This window comes from Pseudomonas kilonensis, from assembly GCF_001269885.1.
GTDB classification, from domain to species: Bacteria; Pseudomonadota; Gammaproteobacteria; order Pseudomonadales; family Pseudomonadaceae; genus Aquipseudomonas; species Aquipseudomonas kilonensis.
The window spans coordinates 364,748-383,168 of sequence record NZ_LHVH01000017.1; the positions used below are offsets into that span (position 1 = coordinate 364,748).

Annotated in this window: 18 protein-coding genes; all 18 read left to right on the forward strand. The window is 60.2% G+C overall.

Going from position 1 to position 18,421, the window contains the following annotated elements; genetic code table 11:
- Positions 1-231 precede the first annotated feature (231 nt).
- On the forward strand, positions 232-1,083 hold the full coding sequence (locus AD662_RS08225; RefSeq protein ID WP_024617493.1) for a flagellin domain-containing protein: 852 nt from the start codon (positions 232-234) through the stop codon (positions 1,081-1,083).
- 72 nt (positions 1,084-1,155) lie between these two features.
- Entirely contained in the window at positions 1,156-1,521 is a 366-nt protein-coding gene (locus AD662_RS08230) for a flagellar protein FlaG (protein ID WP_053186546.1), read from the forward strand.
- Between the two features lie 83 nt (positions 1,522-1,604).
- On the forward strand, positions 1,605-3,041 hold the full coding sequence (gene fliD, locus AD662_RS08235) for a flagellar filament capping protein FliD (protein ID WP_018611798.1): 1,437 nt from the start codon (positions 1,605-1,607) through the stop codon (positions 3,039-3,041).
- A 131-nt stretch (positions 3,042-3,172) separates the two neighbouring features.
- Positions 3,173-3,568: a flagellar export chaperone FliS gene (gene fliS / locus AD662_RS08240; RefSeq protein ID WP_014337156.1), complete on the forward strand. Its 396-nt coding sequence runs from the start codon at positions 3,173-3,175 to the stop codon at positions 3,566-3,568.
- A gap of 11 nt (positions 3,569-3,579) precedes the next feature.
- Positions 3,580-3,876, forward strand: coding sequence for a flagellar protein FliT (gene fliT / locus AD662_RS08245; protein ID WP_053186549.1), 297 nt, complete (start codon positions 3,580-3,582; stop codon positions 3,874-3,876).
- Between the two features lie 169 nt (positions 3,877-4,045).
- Positions 4,046-5,521, forward strand: coding sequence for a sigma-54 dependent transcriptional regulator (locus tag AD662_RS08250; RefSeq protein WP_003199076.1), 1,476 nt, complete (start codon positions 4,046-4,048; stop codon positions 5,519-5,521).
- Between the two features lie 110 nt (positions 5,522-5,631).
- The gene (locus AD662_RS08255; protein WP_024617496.1) at positions 5,632-6,840 is read left to right on the forward strand and encodes a sensor histidine kinase; all 1,209 of its coding nucleotides are present in this window, start codon (positions 5,632-5,634) and stop codon (positions 6,838-6,840) included.
- 5 nt (positions 6,841-6,845) lie between these two features.
- A complete protein-coding gene (locus tag AD662_RS08260; protein WP_024617497.1) occupies positions 6,846-8,240 on the forward strand; it encodes a sigma-54-dependent transcriptional regulator in 1,395 nt (464 codons plus the stop codon).
- 215 nt (positions 8,241-8,455) lie between these two features.
- A complete protein-coding gene (fliE, locus tag AD662_RS08265) occupies positions 8,456-8,782 on the forward strand; it encodes a flagellar hook-basal body complex protein FliE (protein WP_003199082.1) in 327 nt (108 codons plus the stop codon).
- Between the two features lie 15 nt (positions 8,783-8,797).
- Positions 8,798-10,582: a flagellar basal-body MS-ring/collar protein FliF gene (fliF, locus tag AD662_RS08270; protein WP_053186552.1), complete on the forward strand. Its 1,785-nt coding sequence runs from the start codon at positions 8,798-8,800 to the stop codon at positions 10,580-10,582.
- Positions 10,575-11,594, forward strand: coding sequence for a flagellar motor switch protein FliG (gene fliG / locus AD662_RS08275; RefSeq protein ID WP_018611787.1), 1,020 nt, complete (start codon positions 10,575-10,577; stop codon positions 11,592-11,594). The genes fliF and fliG overlap by 8 nt, the downstream gene beginning before the upstream one ends.
- Positions 11,595-11,601: 7 nt before the next feature.
- Positions 11,602-12,447, forward strand: coding sequence for a flagellar assembly protein FliH (fliH, locus tag AD662_RS08280; RefSeq protein WP_018611785.1), 846 nt, complete (start codon positions 11,602-11,604; stop codon positions 12,445-12,447).
- On the forward strand, positions 12,437-13,795 hold the full coding sequence (gene fliI / locus AD662_RS08285) for a flagellar protein export ATPase FliI (protein WP_018611783.1): 1,359 nt from the start codon (positions 12,437-12,439) through the stop codon (positions 13,793-13,795). Before fliH ends, fliI begins: the two co-directional genes overlap by 11 nt.
- A 6-nt stretch (positions 13,796-13,801) precedes the next feature.
- Positions 13,802-14,251 (forward strand): flagellar export protein FliJ, encoded by a 450-nt coding sequence (fliJ, locus tag AD662_RS08290; RefSeq protein ID WP_003199091.1) that lies wholly within the window; start codon positions 13,802-13,804, stop codon positions 14,249-14,251.
- 102 nt (positions 14,252-14,353) lie between these two features.
- Positions 14,354-14,659 (forward strand): STAS domain-containing protein, encoded by a 306-nt coding sequence (locus tag AD662_RS08295; RefSeq protein ID WP_014337164.1) that lies wholly within the window; start codon positions 14,354-14,356, stop codon positions 14,657-14,659.
- A gap of 5 nt (positions 14,660-14,664) precedes the next feature.
- Complete coding sequence (locus AD662_RS08300) at positions 14,665-16,371, forward strand: ATP-binding SpoIIE family protein phosphatase (RefSeq protein WP_053187280.1); 1,707 nt, start codon at positions 14,665-14,667, stop codon at positions 16,369-16,371.
- 31 nt (positions 16,372-16,402) lie between these two features.
- Positions 16,403-16,747, forward strand: coding sequence for an Hpt domain-containing protein (locus AD662_RS08305; RefSeq protein WP_003199096.1), 345 nt, complete (start codon positions 16,403-16,405; stop codon positions 16,745-16,747).
- A gap of 88 nt (positions 16,748-16,835) precedes the next feature.
- Positions 16,836-18,209, forward strand: coding sequence for a flagellar hook-length control protein FliK (locus AD662_RS08310; RefSeq protein WP_053186556.1), 1,374 nt, complete (start codon positions 16,836-16,838; stop codon positions 18,207-18,209).
- The last annotated feature ends 212 nt before the right edge of the window (positions 18,210-18,421 follow it).

Here is an 18,421-nt window from a genome sequence, read left to right on the forward strand (position 1 = left end):
CCGCTGCCCAAGCGAATCGCGCCCCCGGCATTTCCCTGGCGTCATTTTTTCACCTGTCGATCGCTGCCAAGCCCTTGATTTATGAGGGGTGGCACCCTGATGGCAAAATTTTTGAAAAAACCGCTAAAGCAAGTTCCGATTACGACGATAACTATTACGAAGGTTCTCTAGGCCACACCCGGCGGTTGCCAGGGCCGGAAGCCGCAGTACCCAACCAACGAGGAATTCGTCATGGCTTTAACAGTAAACACTAACGTCACATCGTTGAACGTTCAGAAGAACCTGAACAAGGCTTCCGATGCTCTGTCCACTTCGATGACCCGTCTGTCTTCCGGCCTGAAAATCAACAGCGCCAAAGACGACGCCGCCGGCCTGCAGATCTCTACCCGTATGACCTCGCAAATCCGCGGTCAGACTGTTGCGATCAAGAACGCCAACGATGGTATCTCCATCGCTCAGACCGCTGAAGGCGCTCTGCAGGAATCCACTAACATCCTGCAGCGTATGCGTGAACTGGCTGTCCAGGCTCGAAACGACAACAACGGCACTGCTGACCGTGATGCTCTGAACAAAGAATTTGCTCAGATGTCGGACGAACTGACCCGTATCGCTGATTCGACCAACCTGAACGGCAAGAACCTGATCGACGGTTCCGCTGGCACCATGACCTTCCAGGTCGGCTCCAACACCGGTGCTACCAACCAGATCACTCTGACCCTGAGCGACAGCTTCGACGCTGCGACCCTGAGCGTTGACTCTGCTGCCATCGCGATCAGTGCTGCAGACAGTGCTGAGGCTGAAACCAACACTGCAGCTGCAATCGACGCGATCGACGCTGCTCTGGCGACCATCAACGCCAGCCGTGCGGACCTCGGTGCTGCCCAGAACCGTCTGACCAGCACCATCTCCAACCTGCAGAACATCAACGAAAACGCCGCTGCTGCACTGGGTCGCGTACAAGACACCGACTTCGCTGCTGAAACTGCCCAGCTGACCAAGCAGCAGACTCTGCAACAGGCTTCCACTTCGGTTCTGGCCCAGGCCAACCAACTGCCATCCGCTGTACTGAAGCTGCTTCAGTAATAGCCGGATGAGTTTTAGCGGGGGAGTGCGCTTGCGTACTCTCTCGCTTTTTCCGTTCAAGAGGTGATGGACATGGATATGAGCGTGAAGCTGAACTTGTCTTATCCAGCTGCGAAGCCGGCGACGACATTTGCCGACAAACCAGTGGAAAAGCCTCGAACCGATGCTGCCACCGTGGTACCGGTCAAGGATGAGCCGAAAGACGCTGTCGCCGAGCAAGAGAAACTGAAGAGGGCGGTTCAGGAAATTGAAACCTTCGTTCAGTCGGTCAAGCGTAACCTGGAGTTCTCAATCGATGAGCCTTCAGGCAAAGTAGTTGTCAAAGTGATTGCCAGTGGTTCCGGTGAAGTGATTCGCCAGATCCCTAATGAAGAAGTGCTTAAACTGGCGAACAGTTTGAATGATGCAAGCAGCCTGTTGTTCAGCGCGCAAGCCTGACAGCTGGCACGAATTTTGTTCTTTGGTTCTTTTGAACGGTTGTAAAGGTCAAAAGGCCGGCGGCACACTGAAGGGAGTCCCATATGGCAAGTCCAATTCTACCTGGCTTGGGTCTAGGCTCTGGCCTTGATACCGGTGCTATCGTCAAGGCATTGGTGGATTCTGACAAAGCAGCCAAGCAAGGTCAGATTGACCGTGCCACCAAGATCAATACCTCCAATATTTCCGGGATTGGCACCCTGAAGTCCCTGTTGGCTACCTTCCAGTCTACGTTGAAGGCCTTGGGCAGCACGACCACCCCTCAATTTACCGGCGTTGCCGCCACTTCGGCCAATACCAGTGCATTGACGGTGACGGCGGGCAACTCGGCGGTAAGCGGTACCTACACGGTAAACGTCACGCAACTGGCCACCTCTTCAAAAGTAGCGACGGCTGCTTTTGCCGGTGGGGCTAGCAGTGCGGTGGCGACCGGTACGCTGACTATCAGTCAGGGGGGTACGAATTACGCCCTTGATATTCCAGCTGATTCGACGCTGCAGTCGGTTCGGGACGCCATCAACAGCAAGTACTCGTCCAGCGGTCTGACTGCCAACATCGTGACCGACAGCTTTGGTTCACGCCTGGTGGTCGGCTCGACTAAAACCGGTGCGGGTAATGATATCTCCCTCAGCGGTATTGCCAGCCTTGCGGCTGACGGCTCCGTTCCAATGGTCTCGCCACCTACCGCGAATTCTTCAGGGTCTCTGGGGCTTGCCCAGGACGCCAAGTTCACAGTTGACGGTCTGGAGATGAGCAGCCCGACCAACAAGCTGGATAACGTGGTCTCGGGCTTGAGCATGACGTTACTCGTCGAGGACACTGGCCCGACAATCGTTACCGTCGCTACCAACGCCGACGGCCTGAAAGCTTCGATCCAGAAGTTCGTCGATGCTTATAACGCTGTTGCGAAGGCCGTGACGTCCCTGACCAAACCGACCACAGATGCTGAGGGTAACTCGGTTCCAGCGGCCTTGACCGGTGACTCGTTGCCTCGCTCGCTTTTGGCGGCCATTCGCGCACCTTTGTCTGAGGCCGGCGCAGGTGACAAGCTGACGGTTCTTTCCCAGTTGGGAATCACTACCAATCAGACGACCGGAGCTCTGGATTTCGACAGTGGGAAATTCACCACTGCGTTGAATGACAAGCAGTTGGGTGGGGAGATCCAAACACTGTTCGTAGGTGAGAATGGCCTGCTTGAGCGCATGGATAAGGCCATCAAGCCGTACACTGAAGGCAAAACGGGTGCGGGTGGTATCGGGGGCTCAGAGGCCATCCTGACTACTCGCTCCAAGAACCTCGACATCATCAAGACGAAGCTGTTCGAAGATCAGCAGGCTCTTGATCGCCGCATCGAAACCCTCACCGCTGTACTGACCAAAAAGTACAACGACATGGACACCCTGGTCGGCAGGCTGAAAGCCACCGCCAGCAACATCACCTCCATGTTCGAAGCGATGACGGCACAGCAGAAAAACAGCTGATTTTCGACCGATGCAAAAAGCCCGGCAACGTTTTGACAACGTTCCGGGCTTTCGGCTTTTCGACCTAAAGTTTTTTGACGCAGCGTCGATACGCTGTTTATACGAACCGAAGTTTTTTGATGAGGTAGAACATGAATCCGATGTTAGCCCTTCGCCAATACCAGAAGATTGGCGCCCAGGCGCAAACCTCCGAAGCAAGTCCCCATCGCCTGGTGCAGATGCTGATGGAGGGTGGGCTGGATCGCATTGCCCAGGCCAAGGGGGCGATGGAGCGCAAGGATATCGCCAACAAAGGCGTACTGATCAGTAAGGCAATCGGCATTATCGGCGGTTTGCGTGAAGGCTTGGACCTGGAAAACCAGGCCGAGTCGGTAACCGAGCTGGATAACCTCTACACCTACATGATGAAACGCCTGGCCGAGGCCAACGCCAAGACCGATCCGAAGATCCTCGATGAAGTCGCCGATCTGCTTGGCACGGTCAAGGAAGGTTGGGATGCCATCGCTGTACCGGGTCCGCAATTCTAAGGAGTGCTCTCATGAGTCTTGTCCTGCAGCGAATCGAACACACCCGTGATGCCTTGGTTGATGCCTTGGCCGAGCGTAACTGGGAAGCCATCGGTCAGTTGGACCTGGCTTGCCGTTCCTGCATGGAAGACGTCCTGAGCGAGTCCCAGGTGGATGAGGCGGCGTTGCGGATCAATCTTGAGGAATTGCTAGGGGTCTATCGGCAATTGCTGGAGGCTGCGACGGGAGAGCGTCAGGCGATCGTCGACGAGATGCAACAGATCCATCAAGCACAGAACGCGGCAAAGGTTTACCATCTGTTCGGTTAATGCTCAGTTAATCCGAGCCTGTTGCGCCATAAATTTGACTGTGCACGGTTTTTTGACTTTACTAGTAGCTGTTTACAGATTGAAGGCGTCTACAGGCATGACAAGTCTGCAAGCGTCTAGCTTGCCCCCTAATTTCGGGCATTGGGTTGACTAGGGAAGTTGCTATTGCATGTGGCGTGAAACCAAAATTCTCCTGATCGATGACGATAGCGTCCGCCGCCGCGACCTGGCGGTGATCTTAAATTTTCTTGGTGAAGAAAATTTACCCTGCGGAAGCCATGACTGGCAGCAGGCCGTCGGCTCTTTGTCGTCCAGTCGCGAGGTCATCTGTGTCCTTATCGGGACCGTGAATGCCCCCGCAACGCTTTTGGGCTTGCTAAAGACACTCTCAACCTGGGATGAGTTCCTTCCGGTTTTGTTAATGGGCGAAAATTCTTCCCTTGACCTGCCTGAAGACCAGCGTCGCCGAGTACTTTCCACGCTCGAAATGCCGCCCAGCTACAGCAAGCTGCTTGATTCGCTGCATCGCGCGCAGGTTTATCGCGAGATGTACGACCAGGCCCGTGAGCGCGGCAGGCATCGCGAACCCAACCTTTTCCGCAGCCTTGTCGGCACCAGCCGGGCGATCCAGCACGTGCGCCAGATGATGCAGCAGGTGGCCGATACCGACGCCAGCGTGCTGATCCTGGGCGAGTCGGGCACGGGCAAGGAAGTGGTTGCGCGCAATCTGCATTACCACTCCAAGCGCCGCGAAGCGCCGTTCGTGCCAGTCAACTGTGGCGCGATTCCGGCCGAGTTGCTGGAGAGCGAGCTGTTTGGCCATGAGAAGGGCGCCTTTACTGGTGCGATCACCAGCCGCGCCGGGCGTTTCGAATTGGCCAATGGCGGTACGCTGTTTCTCGACGAAATCGGCGACATGCCGTTGCCGATGCAGGTCAAGCTGTTGCGGGTCCTGCAGGAGCGCACCTTTGAGCGTGTGGGCAGCAACAAGACCCAGAGCGTCGATGTGCGAATCATCGCCGCCACGCACAAGAACCTCGAGAGCATGATCGAGGTTGGCAGTTTCCGCGAAGACCTCTACTACCGCCTCAACGTTTTCCCAATCGAAATGGCGCCACTGCGTGAGCGCGTCGAAGACATCCCGTTGCTGATGAACGAGCTGATCTCGCGCATGGAGCACGAAAAGCGCGGTTCGATCCGCTTCAACTCGGCGGCGATCATGTCCCTGTGCCGCCATGGCTGGCCGGGCAACGTCCGTGAGCTGGCCAACCTGGTGGAGCGCATGGCGATCATGCACCCGTACGGGGTGATCGGCGTGAATGAGTTGCCGAAGAAATTCCGCTACGTCGACGACGAAGACGAGCAAATGGTCGACAGCCTGCGCAGTGATCTGGAAGAGCGGGTGGCAATCAACGGCCACACGCCAGATTTCACCGCCAATGCCTTGTTGCCACCCGAAGGCCTGGATCTCAAGGATTACCTGGGAGGCCTGGAACAAGGGCTGATCCAGCAGGCACTGGACGATGCCAACGGCATCGTGGCCCGCGCCGCAGAACGCCTGCGCATCCGTCGCACCACCCTGGTGGAGAAGATGCGCAAGTACGGCATGAGCCGTCGCGAAGGAGATGAACAGGCGGATGATTGACGCCTGTTTTCCAACCGCCTGATTTTCAGGCGGTTTTTTTTCGGCACGGGTATTGCTATAGCCCTCGCAACGTTCCGTTTAACTGACGGTCAGCCAAGCGAGAGAGCACGATGACCCAAGCCGCCCAGATGTCTCCTGTCCCCGAGCCGGGACACATGCCGTCCGTCGAGCAGGCAAGCCGGCTTGGACTTGAGCAGGCATTTTCGCTGTTCAACCAGATGTCCAGCCAACTGACTGATTCCTACAGCCTGCTCGAAGCCCGGGTCACCGAGCTCAAGGGGGAGCTGGCCGTGGTCAGCGCCCAGCGCATGCAGGAGCTGGCGGAAAAGGAACGCCTGGCTAATCGTCTGCAAAATCTCCTCGACCTGTTGCCCGGTGGCGTTATCGTCATCGACGCCCACGGCCGTGTGCGCGAAGCCAACCCCGCGGCTTGCGAGTTGCTCGGCCTGCCGTTGGAAGGCGAGCTATGGCGGCATGTCATTGCCCGCTGCTTTGCGCCCCGTGAAGACGACGGTCATGAAGTGTCCCTCAAGGACGGTCGGCGCCTGTCCATCTCGACGCGCTCGCTGGATGCCGAGCCGGGGCAGTTGGTGCTGCTCAATGATTTGACTGAAACCCGGCACCTGCAAGACCAGCTGGCTCGCCATGAGCGCCTGTCTTCCCTGGGGCGGATGGTAGCGTCGCTGGCTCATCAGATTCGCACGCCGCTTTCTGCCGCGCTGCTCTATGCCAGTCATTTGACTGAACAGCAATTGCCGATGGAAACCCAGCAACGCTTCGCCGGACGCTTGAAAGAGCGCCTGCATGAGCTGGAGCACCAGGTGCGCGACATGCTGGTATTCGCTCGCGGCGAGCTGCCGTTGACCGACCGTGTGACCCCCAAGGTTTTATTGCAATCGTTGCAGGCAGCGGCGCTGACCCATGTACAGGATTTGCCGATCCGCTGGCAGTGCGACAGCCATGTCGGCGAAGTGTTGTGTAATCGCGACACCTTGGTGGGCGCGGTGTTGAACCTCATCGAAAACGCGATCCAGGCCAGCGGCGGCGACGTCCGGCTGAAAGTGCACTTATATACACGCGACAACACCTTGCGCCTGTGTGTCAGTGACAGCGGCAGCGGTATCGAACCGGCCGTGCTGGCACGTCTGGGCGAGCCATTTTTCACCACCAAGACCACTGGCACCGGCCTGGGCCTGACCGTGGTCAAGGCTGTGGCCCGTGCCCATCAGGGAGAATTGCAACTGCGCTCGCGGCTGGGCCGTGGCACCTGTGCGACGGTGTGCTTGCCGCTGTTTTCCAACGCGCCAGGGGTGGAGTGAAAGTAATGGCGATCAAGGTGTTGCTGGTTGAGGATGACCGGGCCCTGCGTGAGGCGCTGGCCGATACGCTGGTGCTGGCCGGGCACGACTACGCCGCCGTCGGTTCGGCGGAAGAAGCGCTGCTGGCGGTGGGGCGCGAAGCGTTCAGCCTGGTGGTCAGTGACGTCAATATGCCGGGCATGGACGGCCATCAATTGCTCGGCCTGTTACGTGCCCGTCAGCCGCAACTACCGGTTTTGCTGATGACCGCTCACGGCGCCGTCGAGCGCGCGGTGGATGCCATGCGCCAGGGCGCTGCGGATTACCTGGTCAAGCCGTTCGAGCCAAAAGCCCTGCTGGACCTGGTGGCGCGTCATGCTTTGGGCAGCCTCGCGGTCGAGGGCGAAGGCCCGGTGGCCATCGAGCCGGCCAGTGCGCAACTGCTGGAATTGGCCGCGCGGGTGGCGCGCAGCGATTCAACCGTGTTGATTTCGGGCGAGTCCGGTACGGGCAAGGAAGTGCTGGCGCGCTACATCCATCAACAGTCCCGGCGCGCCAGCGAACCGTTCATCGCGATCAATTGCGCGGCAATTCCTGACAACATGCTCGAGGCGACACTGTTCGGTCACGAAAAGGGTTCGTTCACCGGGGCCATCGCGGCCCAGGCTGGCAAGTTCGAACAAGCCGACGGCGGCACGATCCTGCTCGATGAAATTTCCGAAATGCCGATGGGCCTGCAGGCCAAGCTGTTGCGGGTCTTGCAGGAGCGGGAAGTGGAGCGGGTCGGTGCGCGCAAGCCCATCAGCCTGGATATCCGCGTGGTGGCAACCACCAACCGCGACCTGGCCGGCGAAGTGGCGGCGGGGCGTTTTCGTGAAGACCTTTATTACCGCTTGTCGGTATTCCCGCTGGCCTGGCGTCCGTTGCGCGAGCGCACCGCCGATATCCTGCCGCTGGCCGAGCGTCTGCTGAACAAGCACGTCAATAAAATGAAGCATGCGACTGCGCGGTTTTCAGCGCAGGCTCAGGCCTGTCTGATTGCCTACCCGTGGCCGGGCAATGTCCGAGAGCTCGATAACGCCATCCAGCGGGCCTTGATCCTGCAGCAGGGCGGCTTGATCCAGCCGGAGGATTTCTGCCTGGCCGGCCCGGTGGCCTGCGCGCCATTGCCTGCGTTGTCGCCGGTGCCGGCAGCGGCCTTCGCGCCCGCGGTGGAAGTGGAGGGCGAGTCGGCCGGCGCGTTGGGCGACGACCTGCGTCGTCGCGAGTTCCAGATGATCATCGACACCCTGCGCGCCGAGCGCGGGCGGCGCAAGGAGGCGGCCGAACGCCTGGGGATCAGCCCGCGCACCCTGCGCTACAAGTTGGCGCAGATGCGTGACGCCGGCATGGATGTCGAGGCCTATCTGTTCGCCAGTTGAATAATGTGCACCGAATATCCCTTGTGGGAGCGGGCTTGCTCGCGAAAGCGATTCACCAGTCACCGATGCATTGACTGAACCACCGCCTTCGCGAGCAAGCCCGCTCCCACATGCATTTGTTTTTTGCGGCCATGGAGCTGGCACCCTTGTTGCTAATACCTGAATACCCGCTGAGTAAGTGTCAAAAAAATGCGGGCCGCCAGAGAGAGTAGACCATGAGCCAAGGTATTGAATTTAATCGGTTGATGTTGGACATGCGGGCCATGCAAATGGACGCCATGGCCCAGCCTAAATCGGTCGCGGTCCCCCAGGTGGGTGGCAGCAGCTTTTCCGACATGCTCGGTCAGGCCGTCAATAAAGTGAACGATACCCAGCAGGCATCGAACCAGTTGGCCAGTGCTTTCGAGATTGGCAAAAGTGGCGTCGACCTGACGGACGTAATGATCTCCTCGCAGAAAGCCAGTGTCTCGTTTCAGGCGTTGACCCAGGTTCGCAACAAACTGGTTCAAGCCTACCAAGACATCATGCAGATGCCGGTTTAAGGAAATTATTGAGTCATGGCAGAAGCAGCCGTAGATAACGTTCCGGCCAAGGCCACTCCGGTAGACGGCAAACCGCCGCTGTTCGGTCTGTCCTTCCTGGAAAATCTCTCCGAGATGACCATGCTGCGTCAGGTAGGCCTGTTGGTCGGCCTGGCTGCCAGCGTGGCGATTGGTTTTGCCGTAGTGCTGTGGTCCCAGCAACCGGACTACCGGCCGCTGTATGGCAGCCTGGAGGGCATGGACGCCAAGCAAGTCATGGAAACCCTGGCTTCCGCCGATATTCCTTACACCGTCGAACCCAATTCCGGCGCGTTGCTGGTCAAGGCCGACGACGTTGCCCGTGCGCGCCTCAAGCTCGCAGCCGCTGGCGTGACGCCGACCGATGGCAACATCGGTTTCGAGATCCTCGACAAGGACCAGGGCCTGGGCACCAGCCAATTCATGGAAGCGACCCGTTATCGTCGCGGCCTGGAAGGTGAGCTGGCGCGGACCATTTCCAGCCTGAACAACGTCAAGGGCGCCCGTGTGCACCTGGCGATCCCGAAAAGCTCGGTGTTCGTGCGCGATGAGCGCAAGCCCAGTGCTTCGGTATTGGTCGAGCTGTATTCGGGCCGCTCCCTGGAGCCAGGTCAAGTGCTTGCCATCATCAACCTGGTGGCGACCAGCGTGCCTGAGCTGAGCAAATCGCAGATCACCGTGGTCGACCAGAAAGGCAACCTGCTGTCCGATCAGGCGGAAAACTCCGAACTGACCATGGCCGGCAAGCAATTCGATTACAGCCGTCGCATGGAAGGCATGCTGACCCAGCGAGTGCACAACATCCTGCAACCGATCCTGGGTAACGACCGCTACAAGGCCGAGGTGTCGGCCGATGTGGATTTCAGCGCCGTCGAGTCGACGTCCGAACAGTTCAATCCCGATCAGCCTGCGCTGCGCAGCGAGCAGTCGGTGACCGAGCAGCGTACCGCCAGCAATGGTCCCCAAGGTGTACCGGGAGCCCTGAGCAACCAGCCGCCGTCGCCGGCCAGCGCACCGCAAACCACCGGTGGCGCCACCGCAGCCGCCGGCATGGTGCAGCCAGGCCAGCCGCTGATCGATGCCAACGGCCAGCAGATCATGGACCCGGCCACCGGCCAGCCGATGCTGGCGCCGTACCCGGCCGACAAGCGTCAGCAGTCGACCAAGAACTTCGAGCTTGACCGTTCCATCAGCCACACCAAGCAGCAACAAGGTCGTTTGAATCGCCTGTCGGTCGCCGTAGTGGTGGACGATCAGGTCAAGGTCAACGCGGCCAACGGCGAAACCAGCCGTGCGCCATGGAGCGCCGACGAATTGGCGCGCTTCACTCGCCTGGTGCAGGACGCCGTCGGTTTCGACGCCAGCCGTGGCGACAGCGTCAGCGTGATCAACGTACCGTTCTCCCTGGAACGCGGTGAAGTGGTCGCCGATATTCCGTTTTATTCGCAACCCTGGTTCTGGGATGTGGTCAAGCAAGTATTGGGTGTGCTGTTTATCCTGATACTGGTGTTTGGCGTGCTGCGCCCGGTGCTCAACAACATCACCGGTGGCGGCAAGAACAAGCAGTTGGCAGCTTTCGGTGATGTCGAGCTGGGCGGCATGGGCGGCCTGGATGGCGAATTGGCCAACGATCGCGTCAGCCTCGGCGGGCCGCAGAGCATTCTGCTGCCAAGCCCGAGCGAAGGCTATGACGCTCAGTTGAACGCCATCAAGAGTCTGGTGGCAGAAGACCCGGGTCGTGTGGCCCAGGTCGTGAAAGAGTGGATTAACGCAGATGAGTGATAATCGAGCCGCTGTTGCCAAATTGTCTCGGGTCGACAAAGCCGCGATCCTGCTGCTGTCCCTGGGTTCGACCGACGCTGCCCAGGTGCTGCGCCACATGGGGCCCAAGGAGGTCCAGCGCGTGGGCGTGGCCATGGCACAAATGGGCAACGTGCACCGTGAGCAGGTCGAGCAGGTGATGAGTGAGTTCGTCGACATCGTCGGCGATCAGACCAGCCTGGGCGTCGGTTCCGATGACTACGTGCGCAAGATGCTCACCCAGGCACTGGGCGAGGACAAGGCCAATGGCCTGATCGACCGGATCCTGTTGGGCGGCAACACCAGCGGCCTGGACAGCCTCAAGTGGATGGAGCCGCGTGCGGTTGCCGACGTGATTCGTTACGAGCACCCGCAGATCCAGGCGATCGTGGTGGCTTACCTCGACCCGGACCAGGCCGGTGAAGTGCTGGGCAACTTCGACCACAAGGTGCGCCTGGACATCATCCTGCGGGTGTCTTCGCTCAACACCGTGCAGCCGGCGGCCCTGAAAGAATTGAACCAGATTCTCGAGAAGCAGTTCTCGGGCAACTCCAATGCTGCGCGCACCACCCTGGGCGGCATCAAGCGCGCGGCGGACATCATGAACTTCCTCGACAGTTCGATCGAAGGTCAGTTGATGGACTCGATCCGCGAGTTCGACGAAGACCTGTCCGGTCAGATCGAAGACCTCATGTTCGTGTTCAACAACCTGTCCGATGTCGACGATCGTGGCATCCAGGCGCTGTTGCGCGAAGTGTCGTCCGACGTGCTGGTACTGGCCCTCAAGGGCTCGGACGAAGGCGTCAAGGAAAAGATCTTCAAGAACATGTCCAAACGGGCGGCCGAACTGTTGCGCGACGATCTCGAGGCCAAGGGCCCGGTACGCGTCAGCGACGTGGAAACCGCACAGAAGGAAATCCTCACCATCGCCCGCCGCATGGCCGAAGCCGGGGAGATCGTTCTCGGTGGCAAGGGCGGCGAAGAGATGATCTAAGGTCGTTATGTCTGCCAAGAGTGATGAAGCACCCAGCGACCTGATCCGCGCCCGTGACGTCGGTGGTTTCGACGTCTGGTCGCTGCCCAGCTTCGACCCCCATGTTCCCGAGCCTGAGCCGGAACCGGTGGAAGAGCTGCCGGAGCCGGAGGAAGTGCCGCTGGAGGAAGTCCAGCCACTGACCCTCGAGGAAGTCGAGGGCATTCGCCAGGAAGCCTACAACGAAGGCTTTGCCGTGGGTGAAAAGGAAGGCTTCCACAGCACCACGCTCAAGGTCCGCCAGGAAGCCGATGTGGCGCTGACGGCCAAGCTTCGTGCGTTGGAATCGCTGATGCTCAACCTGTTCGACCCCATCGCCGAGCAGGACACCCAGATCGAGAAGTCCCTGGTGGGGCTGGTGCAACACATCGCCCGGCAAGTGATCCAGCGCGAACTGGCCATCGATTCGACTCAGATCGAACATGTCATGCGCGAAGCGCTCAAGTTGTTGCCATTGGGCGTGGGGAACGTGCGGCTGTACATCAATCCTCAGGACTTCGAGTTGGTCAAGGCCTTGCGCGAGCGCCATGAAGAAACCTGGCGCATCGTCGAGGACGCTGCGCTGCTGCCCGGCGGTTGCCGTGTGGAAACCGAACACAGCCGCATCGACGCTACCGTTGAAACCCGCATCAGCCAGATCATGGCCAAATTGTTCGACCAATTGCACGAACAGGCCCTGCACCCGGCTGCCGCCGACCTGAGCCTGGAGTTGCCGGACGAACCTCTGGTGGGGGCTGATACAGCGTCGGCCGATGCTGGGTTGGAGATGCCTGAACTGGACGCTTCTGCACTGGACAGCCGCGATGCGCCTTGAGCGAACCAGCTTCGCCAAGCGCCTGGGCAGCTACGCCGAGGCCAGCGAACTGGCCGGCCAACCGATCCTGGAAGGACGCCTGCTGCGCATGGTCGGCCTGACCCTCGAAGCCGAAGGTTTGCGTGCCGCCATGGGCAGCCGCTGCATGGTGATCAACGACGACAGCTACCACCCGGTGCAGGTCGAAGCCGAAGTCATGGGCTTCTCCGGCAGCAAGGTGTTCTTGATGCCGGTGGGCAGTGTCGCTGGCATAGCCCCGGGTGCGCGCGTGGTGCCCCTGGCCGACAACGGCCGCCTGCCCATGGGCATGAGCATGCTCGGGCGCGTGCTGGACGGGGCCGGACGAGCCCTGGACGGCAAGGGCGGCATGAAGGCTGAAGACTGGGTGCCGATGGACGGCCCGACGATCAACCCGCTCAAGCGCGACCCCATCAGCGTACCGCTGGACGTGGGCATCCGCTGCATCAACGGTTTATTGACGGTCGGTCGCGGCCAGCGCCTGGGCCTGTTTGCCGGTACCGGGGTGGGCAAGAGCGTGCTGCTGGGCATGATGACCCGCTTCACCGAAGCCGACATCATCGTGGTGGGGCTGATCGGCGAGCGGGGTCGTGAGGTGAAGGAGTTCATTGAGCACATCCTTGGCGAGGAGGGGCTCAAGCGTTCGGTGGTGGTGGCTTCGCCAGCGGACGATGCGCCATTGATGCGTTTGCGCGCGGCCATGTATTGCACGCGTATTGCCGAGTACTTCCGCGACAAGGGCAAGAACGTCCTGTTGCTGATGGATTCGCTGACCCGTTTCGCCCAGGCCCAGCGGGAAATCGCCCTGGCCATTGGCGAGCCGCCGGCCACCAAGGGTTATCCGCCTTCGGTCTTCGCCAAGCTGCCGAAACTGGTGGAGCGCGCCGGCAATGCGGAAAAGGGCGGCGGTTCGATCACTGCTTTCTATACCGTGCTGTCTGAAGGCGATGACCAGCAAGACCCCATCGCCGACTCGGCCCGGGGCGTACTCGACGGGCACATCGTGCTGTCCAGGCGCCTGGCCGAGGAAGGGCATTACCCGGCCATCGACATCGAGGCTTCCATCAGTCGGGTCATGCCGTCGGTGATCAGTGCCGAGCACATGAAGCGGGCCCAGCAGTTCAAGCAGTACTGGTCGCGCTACCAGCAAAGCCGCGACCTGATCAGCGTCGGCGCCTACGTCCCCGGCGGTGACCGCGAGACCGACACCGCTATCAGTCTTTACCCGGCCATGGCCGTTTACCTGCGCCAGAGCCTGAACGACAACATCGGCATGGGCGCCAGCGAAGCGCACTTGCAGAGTATTTTCACCCCGGTTGCCGGCGGGTAACCGGCCATGGCCACGAGTCGTGCGGCACGCCTGGCGCCAGTGGTGGACATGGCGGAAAAGGCCGAGAAGACCGCTGTCCAGCGTCTGGCGTATTTCCAGGGCCAGGTCAAAGTCGCCGAAAGCAAACTGGCTGACCTCGAGAACTTTCGACTCGAGTATCAGGAACAGTGGATCGCCCGTGGCGCCCACGGGGTTTCCGGGCAGTGGTTGTTGGGTTACCAAGGGTTTCTTGCGCAGTTGGGAACCGCTATCGACCAGCAGCGCCAGAGCCTGGTCTGGCACCAGAACAACCTGGAGAAGGCCCGCCAGAGCTGGCAAGAGGCGTTTGCCCGGGTCGAGGGGCTGCGCAAGCTGGTGCAGCGCTATATTGATGAGGCACGGCAACTGGAAGACAAGCGCGAACAGAAACTGCTCGATGAATTGTCCCAGCGCCTGCCGCGGCAGAACCCCTATTGATGCGAAACCAGGATTTTGTCGGTTGAATGAGGCAAACCCTTGCTCAGACCTTTACCAGATGCTACACCTTGTACACGTATGTCCATGACAAGGAAGCCGATCATGTCAGTCGTTACCGAAGTATCCCCCGATGGGCACAAACTGACGATTTCGATCAAAGGTCGATTCGATTTCGGGCGGCATCAGGAGTTTCGTGAGTCCTATGAACGGCTCAATCAGAAACCTGACTCCATCGTGGTGGATTTGAAAGAAGCCACTTATCTCGACAGTTCCGCCTTGGGCATGCTCCTGCTGTTGCGCGATCATGCCGGTGGCGATCAGTCGGATATCCGGGTCGTCAACAGCAGCAATGACGTCAAGAAAATCCTCGCGATCTCCAATTTCGACAAGCTGTTCGATATCAGTTGATCGCCATGCAATCGTCGTCGGAGTCGCTGACGGTCCTGATTGCCGAAGACAGTGCCGCTGATCGACTGCTGTTGTCGACCATTGTCCGCCGTCAGGGGCATCACGTGCTCACTGCGGCCGATGGCGCCGAAGCGGTCGAGGTCTATCTGGAACAGCGTCCGCACCTGGTGCTGATGGATGCGATGATGCCAGTGATGGACGGCTTCGAAGCTGCGCAGAAAATCAAGCAGTTGGCTGGGGACCAGTTGGTCCCGATCATTTTCCTCACCTCATTGACTGAGAGTGAAGCCCTGGCCCGTTGCCTGGAGGCGGGCGGCGACGATTTCCTGGCCAAGCCCTACAACCAAGTGATCCTGGCGGCCAAGATCAAGGCCATGGACCGCTTGCGTCGATTGCAGGCCACCGTGGTGGAGCAGCGCGACCAGATCGCCCGGCACCACGACTACCTGCTCAACGAGCAGCGGGTCGCCAAGGCCGTATTCGACAAGATCGCCCACTCCGGCTGCCTGAGCGCGCCGAACATCCGGTACTTGCAATCGCCTTATGCCTTGTTCAATGGCGACCTGCTGCTGGCGGCGTTCAACCCGGCCGGCGACATGCACATCCTGCTGGGGGATTTCACCGGCCACGGTTTGCCGGCGGCGGTCGGTGCGATGCCGCTGGCGGAAGTGTTCTACGGGATGACAGCCAAGGGCTACGGCCTGGCGCAGATCCTGCGAGAAATGAATGCCAAGCTCAAACGCATCCTGCCCGTGGATATGTTCTGTTGCGCGACGTTGTTATGCCTGAGCTTCCAGCGTTGCACGGTGGAGATCTGGAACGGCGGCATGCCCGATGGGTACCTGCATGACAGCCTCAGCGGCGTGCGCACGCCGTTGCCGGCGCGGCACCTGCCGTTGGGCGTGCTTACACCTCAATTATTCGATGACCGCACCGAAGTGCATCCGATGTCGTTGGGGGACCGAGTGTTCCTGTTGTCCGATGGCGTAATCGAGACCAGTGACCGCGACGACCAGCCGTTTGGCGTGGAACGGTTGCAGCAGGTATTTTCAGCCAACCGTGAACCTGACCGTCTTTTTGAGGATATCCAGCAGGCCCTGCAGGACTTTCGCGGTGAGGCCCGTGACGATTTCAGCATGGTCGAGGTGCGACTGGTCGCACCGACGCAACTCAATCCGCCACCACCGGTCTATTCCGATAGCGGCCAGTCCAGCCCGCTGGATTGGTCGGTGAGCTTCGAGTTCCGGGCGCAGACGCTCAAGCGCTTCAATCCGATGCCCTACCTGCTGCAATTGCTGCTTGAGGTCCATGGGCTCAGGGCGCAGAGTGGCGCCCTTTACAGCGTCATGTCGGAGCTGTATTCCAATGCCCTGGATCATGGGGTGCTCGGGCTCGACTCGAGTCTCAAACGTGACGCGGCGGGTTTCGCCCGCTACTACCGGGAGCGCAATACGCGCCTGGATGAACTGAGCGACGGTTACGTGCGGGTGCACTTGCATGTCTCGCCAGATGGCGAGGGTGGTCGCCTCGCCATAGAGGTCGAAGACAGTGGCGAGGGGTTTGATGTCACCAGGGTGCTGGCGCGGCCCGTGGACTGTGATCGGTTGTCGGGGCGCGGCGTGAGCCTGGTACGCCAGTTGAGCCAGCGGGCCAGTTGGTCAGACGATGGTCGTAGTGCGCGCGTGGAGTTTTTCTGGGAGGCTCCGGCATAATCGGGGCTACTCTTGATCAGGGAGCGAACAAGTGAACGAGATTCATCTGGACCGCGACGTGCTCAGCACGTTGAAAGAAGTCATGGAGGAGGGGTATCTGGAGTTGCTGGATACGTTTCTCAACGACTCCGAGGCTCGCCTGCGCGTGCTGCATGAGGCACGGGACGCGGAAAAACTGAGCGCCACGGCCCACAGCTTCAAGGGTAGCAGCAGCAACATGGGCGCTATCCGCCTGGCCGAGCTGTGCGGCGAACTGGAACAGCGTGCCAAGCAGCCGTCATTGGGCGGTATCGAGAAGCTGGTCAACGAAATCGACAGCGAATTTGCTCATGTTCGCAAGCTTTGCAGGGAAGAGCGCGAGGGCTTTCACTGCTGAGATTTGACGGTCGGGCAGACGTTGGCCCGTGCCTTGCATTGCCTAGTCTCGACTGTACCTATGATTCCAGTGCAGCGGAGACCTTTTTATGCCCGTTACCCCTAATACACTGCTTCAGGCCTCTGTCCAGGCCAAGCCTCAGGCCGCCGTCAATTCACCGGCAGCGGCCCCGGATCTCGGGGATAGAGCCTCCAGCTTCGCTCAAGTCTTCGCCAAGCAGGCGCCGGCCAAAACGTCGGCAGCCCCTGAGCCAACGGTGAAAGCGGCGCGCGACAAGGCTGCCGACAACACCGTCAAAAAAGACACCGGCAACGAAACTCCTGCCGCCCCGGAGCCGACGGTTGCCGATAGCGGCAAACCCTTGCCCGCGGACAAACCGGCCAGCGCCGACGACCAGGCTGCCAGCGCTGACGATGCCGACTCGGCGCAAACACCAGTAGCGGATGCTGCACCTGTCGATCCGAGCCTTGATCCAGGGCTGCTTCCAGACACGACGGTGCCGCTCGCGTCAGCCGCAGTGGAGCCTGCACCTGTGGTGGTTACGGCTGAGGCCCAGATGAGCACGGCAGTTGCAGCGCCGGTTGTCCCTGCGGCCACACCGCTCCCGGCTGCGGTCCCGGTGGACGATCCTGCCTTTGACCCTGAAGCCGACCCGCTCGACGCATTGCCCGCCTTGCGTTTGGCGATGGAGCAGGGTGGTCATGTTTCCGCCGCCAGCCAGGCCCAGCCCAAGAGCGCTGCCCCGGCGTCGCTCGACGGTGAGCCGACTTCGGCGCAGACCTTTGCCGCCGGTATGGCAAGCATGCTCAGCGTGCAAGCCGATCAGAACAGTACCGAGTCCGGCAGTCAGGGCGGCGACAAGGCCTTTGGTGGCTTGATCAGCGAAGGCCTCAAGGACTTGGGCGGCGCTTCCAGTGACACGCGGGTGGACGATTTCGCCAACCGCTTGGCCGCCCTGACCCAAGCCGCAACGCCAAAAACCGCCAACGCGGTGCCGGTCAACCAGCCTATCGCGATGAATCAGAGCGGTTGGACCGAAGAAGTGGTCAACCGGGTGATGTACCTGTCCAGCGTCAATCTCAAGGCGGCCGACATCCAGTTGCAGCCTGCCGAACTCGGGCGCCTGGATATCCGGGTGAACATGGTTCCGGATCAGCAGACCCAGGTCACGTTCATGAGCGCCCACTCCGGCGTTCGCGAAGCCCTCGAAGGCCAGATGCATCGCCTGCGGGACAGTTTTGCCCAGCAGGGCATGGGTCAGGTCGACGTCAGCGTATCTGATCAATCCCGTGGTTCGCAGAACCAGGAGCAGCAGGCCCAACAGCAGGCCCGGGCCGGGCGTACGACATCCTCCGGTGGGTCGATGGATGCCGCGGATGAAGCTGTTCCGGCGAGCATCGCTGAAGTGGCCGCCAGCACGACCAGCGTCATTGGCACCAGCGCGGTCGACTACTACGCCTGATCAAGCGCTGTTTTCCCCTGTGGGAGCGGGCTTGCTCGCGAAGGCGGTGTGTCAGTTAACAACTATGTCGACTGATACACCGCCTTCGCGAGCAAGCCCGCTCCCACATTGGTTTTAGGGGGGGGGCTGAAGATCGCATCTGCCCGTCATCTCAAGTACCGACACTTCTGGCATAACACTTGCTCCAGCCTTGCCGTGCATCAGTGAAAACC

Coding starts and splice junctions, on each gene's coding strand:
- AD662_RS08225 (WP_024617493.1), top strand. CDS start 232: ATGGCTTTAACAGTAAACACTAACGTCACATCGTTGAACGTTCAGAAG.
- AD662_RS08230 (WP_053186546.1), top strand. CDS start 1,156: ATGGATATGAGCGTGAAGCTGAACTTGTCTTATCCAGCTGCGAAGCCG.
- fliD (WP_018611798.1), top strand. CDS start 1,605: ATGGCAAGTCCAATTCTACCTGGCTTGGGTCTAGGCTCTGGCCTTGAT.
- fliS (WP_014337156.1), top strand. CDS start 3,173: ATGAATCCGATGTTAGCCCTTCGCCAATACCAGAAGATTGGCGCCCAG.
- fliT (WP_053186549.1), top strand. CDS start 3,580: ATGAGTCTTGTCCTGCAGCGAATCGAACACACCCGTGATGCCTTGGTT.
- AD662_RS08250 (WP_003199076.1), top strand. CDS start 4,046: ATGTGGCGTGAAACCAAAATTCTCCTGATCGATGACGATAGCGTCCGC.
- AD662_RS08255 (WP_024617496.1), top strand. CDS start 5,632: ATGACCCAAGCCGCCCAGATGTCTCCTGTCCCCGAGCCGGGACACATG.
- AD662_RS08260 (WP_024617497.1), top strand. CDS start 6,846: ATGGCGATCAAGGTGTTGCTGGTTGAGGATGACCGGGCCCTGCGTGAG.
- fliE (WP_003199082.1), top strand. CDS start 8,456: ATGAGCCAAGGTATTGAATTTAATCGGTTGATGTTGGACATGCGGGCC.
- fliF (WP_053186552.1), top strand. CDS start 8,798: ATGGCAGAAGCAGCCGTAGATAACGTTCCGGCCAAGGCCACTCCGGTA.
- fliG (WP_018611787.1), top strand. CDS start 10,575: ATGAGTGATAATCGAGCCGCTGTTGCCAAATTGTCTCGGGTCGACAAA.
- fliH (WP_018611785.1), top strand. CDS start 11,602: ATGTCTGCCAAGAGTGATGAAGCACCCAGCGACCTGATCCGCGCCCGT.
- fliI (WP_018611783.1), top strand. CDS start 12,437: ATGCGCCTTGAGCGAACCAGCTTCGCCAAGCGCCTGGGCAGCTACGCC.
- fliJ (WP_003199091.1), top strand. CDS start 13,802: ATGGCCACGAGTCGTGCGGCACGCCTGGCGCCAGTGGTGGACATGGCG.
- AD662_RS08295 (WP_014337164.1), top strand. CDS start 14,354: ATGTCAGTCGTTACCGAAGTATCCCCCGATGGGCACAAACTGACGATT.
- AD662_RS08300 (WP_053187280.1), top strand. CDS start 14,665: ATGCAATCGTCGTCGGAGTCGCTGACGGTCCTGATTGCCGAAGACAGT.
- AD662_RS08310 (WP_053186556.1), top strand. CDS start 16,836: ATGCCCGTTACCCCTAATACACTGCTTCAGGCCTCTGTCCAGGCCAAG.